Annotated in this window: 10 protein-coding genes; 8 read left to right on the top strand and 2 right to left on the bottom strand. The window is 68.4% G+C overall.

Translation table 11 applies throughout. The features are described 5' to 3' along the window. Window positions 1–5: 5 nt before the first annotated feature. Entirely contained in the window at window positions 6–974 is a 969-nt protein-coding gene (locus tag CFN17_RS00140) for a DUF389 domain-containing protein (RefSeq protein ID WP_208749380.1), read from the bottom strand. A gap of 148 nt (window positions 975–1122) precedes the next feature. Between CFN17_RS00140 and CFN17_RS00135 the strand changes: the two genes are divergently transcribed. The 3 genes from CFN17_RS00135 (at window position 1123) to CFN17_RS00125 (ending at window position 6902) form a co-directional block, all read left to right on the top strand. Next, window positions 1123–3219, top strand: coding sequence for an acyltransferase family protein (locus CFN17_RS00135; protein ID WP_208749379.1), 2097 nt, complete (start codon window positions 1123–1125; stop codon window positions 3217–3219). A 215-nt stretch (window positions 3220–3434) separates the two neighbouring features. After that, window positions 3435–4946: an IMP dehydrogenase gene (gene guaB, locus CFN17_RS00130; protein WP_208749378.1), complete on the top strand. Its 1512-nt coding sequence runs from the start codon at window positions 3435–3437 to the stop codon at window positions 4944–4946. Window positions 4947–5051: 105 nt separating this feature from the next. After that, entirely contained in the window at window positions 5052–6902 is a 1851-nt protein-coding gene (locus tag CFN17_RS00125; protein WP_208749377.1) for an ABC transporter ATP-binding protein, read from the top strand. On the opposite strand, the gene CFN17_RS00120 is transcribed toward CFN17_RS00125, so the two are convergent. After that, entirely contained in the window at window positions 6889–7509 is a 621-nt protein-coding gene (locus CFN17_RS00120) for a hypothetical protein (RefSeq protein ID WP_208749376.1), read from the bottom strand. The genes CFN17_RS00125 and CFN17_RS00120 overlap by 14 nt on opposite strands. Before the next feature lie 105 nt (window positions 7510–7614). On the opposite strand from CFN17_RS00120, the gene CFN17_RS00115 reads away from it, so the two are divergent. The 5 genes from CFN17_RS00115 (at window position 7615) to CFN17_RS00095 (ending at window position 12672) form a co-directional block, all read left to right on the top strand. Further along, complete coding sequence (locus tag CFN17_RS00115; protein ID WP_208749375.1) at window positions 7615–8751, top strand: GuaB3 family IMP dehydrogenase-related protein; 1137 nt, start codon at window positions 7615–7617, stop codon at window positions 8749–8751. A 93-nt stretch (window positions 8752–8844) separates the two neighbouring features. Continuing rightward, a complete protein-coding gene (locus CFN17_RS00110) occupies window positions 8845–10596 on the top strand; it encodes a glycerol-3-phosphate dehydrogenase/oxidase (protein ID WP_208749374.1) in 1752 nt (583 codons plus the stop codon). Between the two features lie 49 nt (window positions 10597–10645). Further along, window positions 10646–11134 carry a PTS sugar transporter subunit IIA gene (locus CFN17_RS00105; protein ID WP_208749373.1) on the top strand — a complete coding sequence of 163 codons (489 nt, stop codon included), beginning with the start codon at window positions 10646–10648 and terminating at the stop codon, window positions 11132–11134. Between the two features lie 132 nt (window positions 11135–11266). Next, on the top strand, window positions 11267–12166 hold the full coding sequence (locus CFN17_RS00100) for an SURF1 family protein (RefSeq protein WP_208749372.1): 900 nt from the start codon (window positions 11267–11269) through the stop codon (window positions 12164–12166). Next, window positions 12163–12672, top strand: a complete 510-nt coding sequence (locus CFN17_RS00095) for a DUF3817 domain-containing protein (RefSeq protein WP_208749371.1) — start codon at window positions 12163–12165, stop codon at window positions 12670–12672. Before CFN17_RS00100 ends, CFN17_RS00095 begins: the two co-directional genes overlap by 4 nt. Window positions 12673–12706 lie beyond the last annotated feature (34 nt).

Genomic DNA, 12706 nt, shown 5'->3' with positions numbered 1-12706 from the left:
GGCCGTCAGCGCTGCTGGCGGCCCGCCTTGCGCCGCAGCCGCAGGGCCGCTTCCGGTGACAGCCGTTTGGTCACCAGCCGGTAGAACAGCAGCACCCCGACGCCGGACACCACGATTCCGGCCAGGTTCAGGAACAGCTGCAGGGCCGAGCCGGCCGCCTTCTGGTATTCGCCCAGGACCAGTGCCACGGCCACGAACCCGGCCGCGGGCACCGTCGTGACAGAGATGAACACGCCGACCAGCGTGGTCGAGCGCCGGCTGATGACCGAAAGCATCCCCGCGGTTCCGGCGAGCACGGCGACGATCAGCGAGTACGGGCCCGGGTGGTAGATGAATTCGACGGCTGTGCCACGGTCGAGCGTATCCGCGGGGAAGAGCCCGAGCGGGACCGACAGCCATGCGGTCAGGGCAGCGGCGAGCATCGCCGCGGGAAACCCGATGCCGAGGGCCAGGGCCGCGTCGCGTCCGAGCCGCCGCTGGCGCCGGACCAAGGCCACGGCCAGCGCGGCCAGCGGTCCGAACTCCGGCCCCACGGCCATCGCGCCGACGATTGCGATCGTGGAGTCCGTGACGATGCCGATCGCGGCCAGCTGCGTGGCCAGGACCAGGAATGTCAGATAGCTCCACGTCAGGCGTGAATCTTCGCCGCTTTGCCGGGACACCTCGTCCCAGATCACGGCGTCCGCTCCCTCGCCGGGGGCCTCTGCCTCCGCCCGGTCCGCGCGGTCCGAGAGCACCAGGTCCGGCATGGTGATCGCAATTGATCCGAGCTTTTGGACATCGAGGGCATGGAGTTTTTCCACGAGCCCTTCCACGGATTCGCGGGCGAGCAGGACCTCGACGACATCCCCCGCCGGCATGACCGATGCGCCCTTGTCCACGGCGACTTCCGCGACGCCGACCTCGCCGGCGCAACTCTCGAGAACAACCCCGGACAACTCGCCGGGGACACAGATTCGCAGCTGCACGATCACTTCGCGGCCTCCTCAGACGCGTATCAGCCTAGCTGCCGGCGCGCCCTCCCCGGACCGCGCCGACACCGGCACGGGGCCGCCGCGATTGGCAATGAAAGTTACGTTTCGGTAACATTGAGGTTTTGGAGGCCGTCACGGAGGGTTTTGAGTGTCGAACGAGCGAACCACCGCCACCCCGCCAGCAGCGGATGCGGGTTCACCCGCGAGCCGAAAAGCCAGCTACCGTCCAGAAGTCCAGGGCCTTCGCGCCCTCGCGGTCCTCATGGTGGTCACCTACCACGTGTGGCTGGGCCGGGTCTCCGGCGGCGTGGACATCTTCCTGCTGATTTCAGCGTTCCTGATGACACTCAGCTTCACCCGGAAAGTCGAAACCGGTGCACCGCTGAAGCTGCTGGGGCACTGGCTGCACCTGCTCAAGCGACTGCTGCCCGCCGTCGTCGTGGTGGTCCTCGGCGTGCTGGCCGGCACCTGGGCGATCCTGCCGCAAAGCCGCTGGCCCGACGTCCTGGACCAGGCCTGGGCCTCGCTGCTGTACAGGCAGAACTGGCTTCTGGCGGACAGCGCGGTCGACTACTACGCGCAGGACCATTCGGGGGCGAGCCCGCTGCAGCACTTCTGGTCGCTGTCGATCCAGGGCCAGGTGTTCGTGCTGTGGCCGCTCGTGTTCGCCGGCACGGCACTGCTGAGCCGCCTCCTGCGGGGGCCGCTTCGGCGCCGCACCGGCAGGGACCACGCGCTGCTGGGCTTCCGGCCGCTGCTGGCCACTGCGTTCGGCGCCATTTTTGTCCTGTCCCTGGCCTACTCCGTTCAGCAGACCGCCACCAACCAGGCCCACGCCTATTTCGATACCGGCGCCCGGCTCTGGGAGTTCGCGCTCGGCTCGCTCCTGGCGCTCGCGCTGCCGTACCTGAAGCCGGGCCGGATGGTCCGCGTGGTGCTGGGCTGGGCAGGCCTGGCAGCCATGCTCTCCTGCGGGCTGCTGCTGACCGTGGACCGGTCATTCCCCGGCTTCATCGCGCTGTGGCCTACGCTGGCCGCCGCCGCAATCATCACGGCCGGGCAGAGCGGCAGCCGGTTCGGCGTCGACCGCTTCCTGACCTGGAAGCCCCTGGTCTCGCTCGGGGACAACTCCTACGCGCTCTACCTCTGGCACTGGCCGCTGCTGGTCCTGGCCCTCGCCGGCGCCGGCATCACGGCACCGAACCTCGTCCAGGGGCTGTGCATCGTGGCCGCGTCCCTCGTCCTGGCCGTGCTCACCACGCGTTTCGTCGAAAAGCCGCTGCGCGAATGGCACTGGCCGAAGCGGCGCGCCTGGCGCACCGCCGTCGTGATTGCCGCGTGCGGTGCACTGCTGGCGGGGCCGGTCGCCGTGTGGCAGACCCGGCTCGTGGCCGATGAGGCTGCCGCGGCAGCCCAGCCGAAGGAACTGACCCCCGGGGCGGCCGCCCTCGCTCCGGAGAACGCCGGCAAGCCCACCCCGGAGGCGAAGATCATTCCCGCCCCCGCGGCGATGAAGAACGAGTGGGCCGACATCGACGGGCTGTGCACCGACGAGAACGTCCCCAGCGACCCCCTGCTGCAGGGCTGCCTGCAGAACAACAAGCCGGAGAAGGTCACCAAACGCATCGTGGTGCTCGGCGATTCGCACGCCCAGCAGTACATGGCGGCGCTGGGCCCGATCGCGAAGAGCCACGGCTGGGAGGTTGTCACGCTGCTGAAGGGCAACTGCCGTTTCGGCGGGGAGTCCCCGGAGCGGGACGCGGACTGCAACGCCTTCAACAAGGCCAGCGCGCAGTACGTCATGGACCACCGCCCCGACGCCGTCTTCACGGTCGCGTCCCTGACCCACAAGGAGGCGCCGTTCGAGACCGAGGTGCCGCAGTACCTTGAGGGCATCAAACCCTTCACCGACGCCGGCATGGACGTGGTGGGCATCCGCGACAACCCGCGCTTCACCATCAACATGCCCGAGTGCGTCCAGAAGAACGGTGAGGCCGCCGCGCAGTGCAATGTGCCCGAGCAGGAGTCGCTGGCCGGGTCCTCGCCGCTGGACGCCTACCGCGGCAAGGTTCCCGGGCTGCACCTGATGGACATGAGCGATTTCATCTGCGCCAACGGGATCTGCCCTGCGGTGGTCGGCAACGTGTACGTCTACAAAGACGACAACCACCTGACCAAGACCTACGTGCAGACCATGATCCCGATGTTCGAGCAGCGGCTCCTGGCCGCGACCGGCTGGAAGTAGCACGCCCCGGCCCCCGGCACCCCCGGGGGCCGGATGGGATGGCTCACATCGGACGGGCACATTACCGTCCCCGGCGGCTGCGGAATATGGGGATCGCCGCCAAGGTTCTACTATTTATTCAACCCCTCTGCACAGACCAGACCCGTAATGACTGGCTGGTCATCTGTTGCAACCCCTACCCGTGAACCCCGTAACCCAAGGTAAGAGGCGCACTCATGACCCAGCCCGAACACGACCCCTTCGGCTTTATCGGCCTGACCTACGACGACGTCCTGCTGCTGCCCGGGCACACCGACGTGATCCCCTCGGAAGCGGACACGTCCTCCCGGATCTCCAAGCGCATCACGGTCCAGACCCCGCTGCTGTCCGCGGCGATGGACACCGTCACGGAATCCCGGATGGCCATCGCCATGGCCCGCCAGGGCGGCCTCGGCGTCGTGCACCGCAACCTGTCCATCGCCGACCAGGCCGACCACGTGGACCGGGTCAAGCGCAGCGAATCCGGCATGATCACCAACCCGCTGACCATCGGCCCCGAGGCCACCCTGGCCGAACTGGACGAGATCTGCGCCCGCTACCGCGTCTCCGGGCTCCCGGTGGTGGACGAGGGCAACAGGCTGCTGGGCATCGTCACCAACCGCGACACCCGCTTCGTGCCGGAATCGGACTTCCCGATCCGGCTGGTCAGCGACGTCATGACCAAGATGCCGCTCGTCACCGGGCACGTCGGCATCAGCCGCGACGAGGCCTCGCACAAGCTGGCCACCAACAAGATCGAGAAGCTCCCGCTCGTTGACGAGCAGGGCCGGCTCAAGGGCCTGATCACCACGAAGGACTTCACCAAGGCCGAGCAGTACCCGCTGGCCACCAAGGACGAGGAAGGCCGCCTGCGCGTCGGCGCCGCCATCGGCTTCTTCGGCGACGGCTGGGAACGCGCCATGGCGCTTGTCGACGCCGGCGTGGACGCCCTGTTCGTGGACACCGCGAACGGCCACTCCCAGGGCGTGCTGGAGATGATCCGCCGGCTCAAGGCCGAGCCCGCCGCGGCGCACGTGGACATCATCGGCGGCCAGGCGGCCACCCGCGAAGGCGCCCAGGCGCTGATCGACGCCGGTGCCGACGGCATCAAGGTCGGCGTCGGCCCCGGCTCCATCTGCACCACCCGCGTGGTGGCCGGCGTGGGCGTCCCGCAGATCACCGCCATCTACGAGTCGGCCAAGGCCGCCATCCCGGCCGGCGTGCCGCTGATCGCCGACGGCGGCCTGCAGTACTCCGGCGACATCGGCAAGGCGCTGGTCGCCGGCGCCGACACCGTGATGCTCGGCTCCCTCCTGGCCGGCTGCGACGAATCCCCGGGCGACCTGATCTTCGTCAACGGCAAGCAGTTCAAGAGCTACCGCGGCATGGGCTCCCTCGGCGCCATGCAGACCCGCGGCAAGAACACGTCCTACTCGAAGGACCGCTACTTCCAGGCCGACGTCTCCGGCGATGACAAGCTCATCCCGGAAGGCATCGAAGGCCGGGTCGCTTACCGCGGTCCGCTGTCGTCGGTGGCCTACCAGCTGGTCGGCGGCCTGCGCCAGACCATGTTCTACACCGGCGCGCCCACCGTCCCCGAGCTGAAGGCCCGCGGCAAGTTCGTCCGCATCACCGCGGCCGGGCTCAAGGAATCGCACCCGCACGATATCCAGATGACGGTCGAAGCCCCGAACTACGGTTCGCGCTGACCCACGCACGCTGACCAGGTAACCCGCCGCAGGGGCCGTTCTGAACGTTCAGAACGGCCCCTGCTGCCATCTGGCGTTGCCGCGACCCGCAACTAGGCTGGAGGCATGTCCGAACTCGTGCCGGCCCGGGAACCGAAACGCACGCTCGCGCTGAAGCCCTACGCCCGCGCCGTGGCGCAGGTGCTGCGGGTGAGCTTCCGGGCGTCACCGTCCGCCGTCGTCATGAAGGTCCTGGGGTCGCTGATCTCGGCACTGCTGCCGCTCGTCACCACCTACTTCGCCGCGCTGACCACGACGGCGCTGGCCGCCGCCTACGCGGGCAACGCCGACGCCGGCGCCCAGGCCATCGTCTACGTCATCATCACGGCCGTCCTGGGGCTTTTCTGGGGATCATTCAGCAGCGTGGACCGCTACATCCAGCAGGTCATGAGCTTCAAGGTCGGCGCGATCGTCGGCGATCTCATGTACGACCGTTTCCTGGCCCTGGATTTCTGGCGCTACGACGACAAAGAGACCGTGGACCTGTACGACCGTGCCAAGCGCTTCGCCGATTCCTACGCCCGGGTCCTGGACCGGATCGCCGCGATCTTCACCCAGCTCGTCTCCGTCCTGCTGGCCATCGGGGCGCTGCTGCTTGTCAGCTGGTGGATCGCCGTGATCGTCCTGATCGCGATCGTGCCCAGCGTCTACCTGCAGTTCAAGCTCTCGCGCGAACAGATCGCGCACTGGAACACCCAGGTCGATTCGCGCCGGCAGCGGCGGATGATCGAAACCAACCTCTTGCGCCCCCAGCACATCGCGGAGATGCGGCTCTACGGGATCGTCGGCTACCTCATGGGGCTGCGCTCACGGCTCCGGGACGCGGACGAAAAACGCCGGCTGGACTTCCAAAAGCGCTACATCCCCAAACAGCTCGCCGCCGACGCCCTGCAGTACGGCGCCGAAGTGGTCTCCCTGATCTGGGTGGTCGGCCAGATCATCGCCCACGCCCAGCCGGTGGGGCAGTTCCTCTACGTCCAGCAGATCGTCAGCCGCGCCCTGTCCACGGCCAACAACCTCGTCTCCTCGCTCAGTTCGATCGACGAGGACCTGGCGAACCTCAAGGATTACGAGCTGTTCATGGCGCTGCCCGTGCACACCGCCCACGCCCCGGCCCTGTTGGAGGCGCCCAAGACTGTGGAGCTGCGGGATATCCGCTTCACCTATACCGGCAGCGACCTGGAAGTCATCCGCGGCATCTCACTGACCATCCGGCAGGGCCAGCACATCGCAATCGTGGGGGAGAACGGCGCCGGCAAGTCCACCCTGATCCGTATCCTGGCCGGACTGTACCGGCCGGATTCCGGGCAGGTGCTGCTCGACGGCGTCGACCTCGCCGCCGTCGACGTCAAGTCCTGGCACCGGCACCTGGCCGTACTCAGCCAGGAGTTCCTCAGATACGAATTCGCCACCGCGGCGGAGAACATCTTCTTCGGCGACGTCGATTCGCCCCGCGACGACGTCCGGGTCCGCCGTTCCGCCGCGGACGCCGAGGCCCTCGACTTCATCAACAAGCTGCCCAACGGCCTGGACAACCACGTCAGCAACTGGATGGAGGACCCGCGCGGGCGGAAGGGGTCAGGGCTGTCCGGCGGGCAGTGGCAGCGCCTGGCGATGGCACGCAACTTCTACCGCGGCGCCTCCTTCATGGTCATGGACGAGCCGACGTCGGCCATCGACGCGCTCGCCGAGCACCGGATCTTCACCCGGCTCTTCGCCGACCGCAGCAGCACCATCATCGCCATCAGCCACCGCCTCGCCACGATCGAGAAGGCCGACGTCATCTACATGCTCGAGGACGGCCGGATCGTGGAGCAGGGCACGCACCGGGAACTCGTGGCACTGCGCGGCCGGTACTTCCGCATGTTCGAATCCCAGCTGACCGTCCCGGACACGGAGGGGATCAGCGGCGAGTGACCGGCCCGGCCTCCACGGTGGTGCGGACCCGGGCCAGGCCGGGCCGCGGCGGGACGCTGCTGAAGCCGAAGCCGACGGCGGGCCGGACCGCGGACAGGGGACCGGCGTCGAGCCCGTCCCAGCTGACCGTGGCGGCGTCGATGCGGTGAAGATCAGTGACGCCGTAGTACTCCCGCCGGCCGGCCCCGGCGGTTCCCGCGGTGCGCACCCCGGGGCTCAGCACGCCCGCGAGCGGGCTCACGGCACGCAGCCACCGCGGATGTACCGCCACTGCTGTCGGGATGAGCCGCGCCGCCGCGCCGAGCGCAGTCCTGGCGCCGAGCCTCGCCCGGACCCGCAGGTTCCCGGCGTCCACGCTGAGCAGGCCGTCGGCCTGCCGGGCGGAGACAGCGACGACGCGCACCTCATCGAAGTTGTAGACCGCGGCAATGAAGTCGGCCGCCTCGTCCGTCGGGGCCAGCAGGATGCGCCGGCCCGCGGGCAGTTCCACCATGGCGTCGGCGAAGGCGCCGAACGGGGACTGCTGCCAGAGCCCCAATACAGCGCGCAGGCCGGACGCGGTGCCGATCCCGGCGATGTGGCCGTCGAAAATCCACCTCGTGCCCATCCGGCCAGCTTACGTCGGCGCTGTCCGTTCCGCGGCGCGCCGGGAAAACCGGAGGCCGGCCGCACCGCTCACGGACACAACCGCCGACTGGGATAACCTAGAGCAGTGACTTACGAGATTGAGATTGGCCGAGGCAAGCGCGGGCGCCGTGCCTACTCCCTGGATGACATTGCGATCGTCCCCAACCGACGCACACGTGACCCCAAGGACGTATCCGTCTCCTGGCAGATCGATGCCTACAAGTTCGACATGCCGGTCATCGCGGCGCCGATGGATTCGGCCATGTCGCCGGAAACAGTCATCGCCCTGGGCCGGCTCGGCGGCCTCGGCGTCCTGGACCTCGAAGGCCTGTGGACCCGGTATGAGAACCCGCAGTCGGTGCTGGATGAAATCGCGGGCCTCGCGGACGAGACCAACAGCCCCGCCGTCACCCGGCGCATGCAGGAGCTCTACCAGGCGCCGATCCAGCCCGAACTGATCACCTCGCGCCTGGCCGAGATCCGCGCCGCCGGCGTCACCGTGGCCGGCTCCCTGACCCCGCAGCGCACCCAGGAGCACTACAAGACCGTGGTGGCTGCCGGCGTCGACATCTTCGTTATCCGCGGAACCACCGTCTCGGCCGAACACGTCTCCAAGGACCACGAGCCGCTGAACCTCAAGCAGTTCATCTACGAACTCGACGTTCCGGTGATCGTCGGCGGCGCGGCCGGCTACACCCCGGCCCTGCACCTGATGCGCACCGGCGCCGCCGGCGTCCTGGTCGGCTTCGGCGGGGGAGCGACCACCACCACGCGCCGCGCGCTCGGCATCCACTCGCCCATGGCCTCCGCCATCTCCGACGTCGCGGCCGCCCGCCGGGACTACATGGACGAATCCGGCGGACGGTACGTGCACGTGATCGCCGACGGCGGCATGGGCAGCTCAGGCGACATCGTCAAGGCCATCGCCATGGGCGCCGACGCCGTGATGCTGGGCAGCGCCCTGGCCCGCGCCGAGGAAGCACCCGGCAAGGGCTGGCACTGGGGACAGGAGGCCCACCACCTCGAACTGCCCCGCGGGGACAGGGTCAATGTCGGCACGGTGGGTCCGCTCGAAGAGGTCCTGTTCGGGCCGGGCCACCACACCAACGGCACCTCCAACCTGGTCGGCGCGCTGCGCCGTTCGATGGCGACCACCGGCTACTCTGACCTGAAGGAATTCCAGCGCGTCGACGTCGTCGTCTCGCCATACGCCGGCAACTGAACCCCGCGCCGGCCGGTGATTGGCCCCTGCCCATCCGGGGGACTTCGACGTAGTCTGGTGCCCTACGAGGTTTGATCCGGATGGAGGCGTGACATGAACAGTTTTCCCGGCGGTTCTCCCGTGGCCGGAGGTGCCCTTGGCCCGGCGGAACGCGAGGCTTCGATCGCGGTCCTCAAGGGCTCTTCCGAACCCGGTAAGGAACTCGACATCCTGATCGTGGGCGGGGGCATCGTCGGCGCCGGCGCCGCGCTGGACGCCATCACGCGCGGGCTCACCGTCGGGATCGTCGAGGCCAACGACTGGGCCGCCGGCACGTCGTCGCGTTCCTCCAAGCTCATCCACGGCGGCCTGCGCTACCTGGAGATGCTGGACTTCGCCCTGGTCAAGGAGGCCCTGCACGAGCGCGGGCTCATCCTCTCCGTCCTCGCCCCGCACCTGGCCCGGCCCGTGCCGTTCCTGTACCCGCTGACCAAACCGTTCCTCGAACGCCCGTATGTGGGGGCCGGGATCGCGCTGTACGACGCCATGTCCATTACCGGCGGGCACAGCCGCGGCGTGCCGTTCCACAAGCACCTGAGCCGCCGCGGGACCCTGCGCGCGGCCCCCAGCCTGAAGGACGACGCCTTCGTGGGCTCGATCCGGTACTACGACGGCCAGGTGGACGACGCCAAGTACGTCGCGAACCTCGTCCGGACCGCCGCGCACTATGGCGCCCATGCGGTGAACCAGATGGCCGTGGTGGATTTCCTGCGCGAAGGCGAGCGGGTGGTCGGCGCGAAGGTGGTCAACCACGAGGACGGCACGAACTTCAGCATCCGCGCCAAGCAGGTCATCAACGCCACCGGCGTCTGGACCGACGAAACCCAGGCCATGGTGACGGACCGCGGGCAGCTGAAGGTGCGCGCCTCCAAGGGCATCCACCTCGTAGTGCCCCGGGACCGGATCCAGTCCACGGTTGGGCTGATCCTGCGGACCGAAAAGTCCGTGCTGTTCGTGATCCCGTGGGGGCGGCACTGGATCATCGGGACCACGGACACCGACTGGCACCTCGACAAGGCCCACCCGGCCGCCTCCAGCAAGGACATCGACTACCTGCTGGAGCATGTCAACACCGTCCTCAAGCGCCCGCTCACCCGCGAAGACGTCGAGGGCGTGTACGCGGGGCTCCGCCCGCTCCTGGCCGGGGAAAGCGATTCCACTGCCAAGCTCTCCCGCGAACACGTTGTCGCCCACCCCGTCCCGGGGCTCGTGGTGGTGGCCGGCGGCAAATGGACCACCTACCGGGTCATGGCCAAGGACGCGGTTGACGAGGCAACACGCAGCATGGACGAGCGCGTCCCGCCCAGCTGCACCGAGTCCATCCCGCTGCTGGGAGCCAGTGGTTTCAAGGCCGCGTGGAACAAACGGAACCGGATGGCGGAGGAGACCGGCGTCCACGTGGCCCGGATCGAACACCTGCTCAACCGGTACGGCGCCATGGCTCCGGAGGTCCTGGCCCTGATCAGCAGCAACCCCGAACTGGCCGAACCGCTGCCGGGCGCCGATGACTACCTCGCGGCCGAAGCCGTATACGCGGCCACCCACGAGGGCGCCCGCCACGTCCAGGACGTCCTGACCCGCCGCACCCGGATTTCGATCGAGGCGTGGGACCGGGGTGTGTCCGCCGCCCCGGTAGTCGCTAAACTAATCGGAGACGTTCTCGGCTGGAGTGATGCGCAGCGCGAGAGCGAAATCAAGCACTATCTGGCCCGGGTTGATGCCGAGCGCCTGAGCCAGCAGCAGCCGGACGACGAATCCGCCGACGCCGCACGGCTGGGTGTGGAGGACATCGTTCCCTTGCGTTGAGGCTCAGCGCCGGCCGGTGTGCACTGGCGCCACTTCGAAGGGACATCTCTTGGCGGAACCACTGGACCGGTATGACGCCGAGCTCACCACGCCCGGGATGGTCATCCTCGAAATGGATGCCACGGACAAGCTCGATGCCACGTCCCAGCTCGCGAAGCGCATGTACGAGGCGGGGCGGATCTCCGATCTGGAGGGCTTCCTCGAGCAGGTCAACGCCCGGGAGCACCAGCTCGCCACCGGCCTGCCCGGCGGGGTCGGGCTGCCGCACGCCCGCAGCGAACTGGTCTCGCAGACCTCCATCGCCGTCGGCATCACCAAATACGGCCGGGCGCTCGATTTCGGCGCCGCGGACGGGCCCGCCACGGTGGTCCTGCTCATCGCCACACCGGCGAGTTCATTTTCCGACCACCTGGAGGTGCTCGCGACGCTGGCCCGCTCCCTGTCCAAGGAGTCCTTCCGGGAATCCCTCCGCCGGGCCTACGACGCCGAAGTCATCGCCGAACTGATCAATTCCAGCCTGGTGTTCTTCGATCACTAGAGGTTGGGGCAGAGATTGGGGCAGGCCCTTTCGTGTCGACTCCGTCGCCACGCAGGGACCCTGCTGCCCCACTCTAGGGGCGGGCCGGGCCCCGTTTCGGTGTTCTACAGGGAGACGAAGTACGGTTAACAGGTGCTAAAAACTGCCCTCAAGCCCCGCTGGATCGCAGGACTGGTGTTCGCGATCGCCATTTCCGGGGTCTTTGTGCTGCTCAGCCAGTGGCAGTTTGGCCGCTCAACCCAGACGGAGGCTCCGGTCTCCACCGCCACCGAGGAGACGCGCCCGCTCACCTCGGTCCTGCAGCCGGGACAATTTTTTCCCGGTACGGCCGCCGACCAGATCGTCTCCGCCACCGGCAGTTACGACCCCCAAAAGCAGGTCCTCGTCCCGGGCCGGCTCAATGACGGGGCAAAGGGTTTTTGGATCGTCTCCGCTTTCGCCGTCAAGGATGCTCCCGTCCTGACGGGCAGCGGGGCTTCCCCGCAGACGTGGATTCCGGTCGCGCGCGGCTGGGTCGCCGACCCCGCGGACGCCGCCGCGCCGCCGTCGGGCCCCATCGAACTGACCGGACGGCTGCTGCCGTCCGAATCCCCGGTGGCGCACACCGACCCCGGACCCGGCCGCGCCAGCGCGGTCTCGGTCGCCGAGCTCATCAACGACTGGAACGTCAGCAGCTACCCGGGCTTTGTCGCCGCCAGGACCGAACTGTCCGGCGGAACCGACGTCAGCCCCGCAGCCGCCGGCGGCGCCGTCAAACCCCTGCTGATCGGTCCGCAGCCGCCCGCGCAGCAGGTCAACTGGCTGAACCTGTTCTACTCGGTGGAATGGGTGGTCTTTGCCGGCTTCGCGCTGTTCATCTGGTGGCGCCTGGTCAAAGACGACTACCGCCGCGACCTCGAAGACGCGCTCGACGCCGAAACCGGCCCCGCAACCGGACCCGAAGCCGGCCCCACAGCCCCGGACCCCGCAGAGCCGGACGAAGATCCAAACTCCACAAACCCCTATCCGACAGACCCGAGAGTGCAATCATGATCGAGCCCCAGCCCGCCATCCAGCCGCAGTCCACCAACGGCGCGGGGGCAGCCGGCAAGAAGCGCCGCTTCGGCGGCACTGAAGCCCAAATCCGGTCCGCCCTGAAGTTCTACAAAGTGCTCGCCTACCTGACCGGCTCAATGCTGCTCCTGCTCTGCGCCGAGCTGATCGCCCGGTACGGTTTCGGCCAGTACCTCTACGTGGGCGGGACCGACGCGGTCACCGGGCAGCCGTTCGGCCTGGGCTTCGCCGACGCCGAGCCGCCGGGAGTGATCGGGGGCGTCAACCTCTCCGTCACGGTCCTGATCGTGCACGGCTGGATGTACGTCGTGTACCTGATCTCCAACTTCCGGCTGTGGTCCCTGATGCGCTGGCCGTTCACCAAGCTCGTGGTTCTGGCACTGGGCGGCGTGGTGCCGTTCCTGTCCTTCTTCGTCGAGAAGAAATTCCACGCCGAGGTCGAGGCCGAGCTCGCCGCGAACCCGCAGGCACCCCAGCGCTACTGAACCGGGCATGTCCGCGTGCAGCGGAAGCCGCCGT

Origin of the sequence: Arthrobacter sp. PM3 (assembly GCF_003352915.1) — a bacterium.
Lineage (GTDB): Bacteria > Actinomycetota > Actinomycetes > Actinomycetales > Micrococcaceae > Arthrobacter.
This window is presented reverse-complemented; position numbering and strand designations above follow the sequence as displayed.

Excerpts from the sequence above, each read along its gene's own strand:
- CFN17_RS00110 (WP_208749374.1), top strand. The coding sequence starts at position 8,845 with ATGAACAGTTTTCCCGGCGGTTCTCCCGTGGCCGGAGGTGCCCTTGGC.
- CFN17_RS00125 (WP_208749377.1), top strand. The coding sequence starts at position 5,052 with ATGTCCGAACTCGTGCCGGCCCGGGAACCGAAACGCACGCTCGCGCTG.
- CFN17_RS00120 (WP_208749376.1), bottom strand. The coding sequence starts at position 7,509 with ATGGGCACGAGGTGGATTTTCGACGGCCACATCGCCGGGATCGGCACC.
- CFN17_RS00095 (WP_208749371.1), top strand. The coding sequence starts at position 12,163 with ATGATCGAGCCCCAGCCCGCCATCCAGCCGCAGTCCACCAACGGCGCG.
- guaB (WP_208749378.1), top strand. The coding sequence starts at position 3,435 with ATGACCCAGCCCGAACACGACCCCTTCGGCTTTATCGGCCTGACCTAC.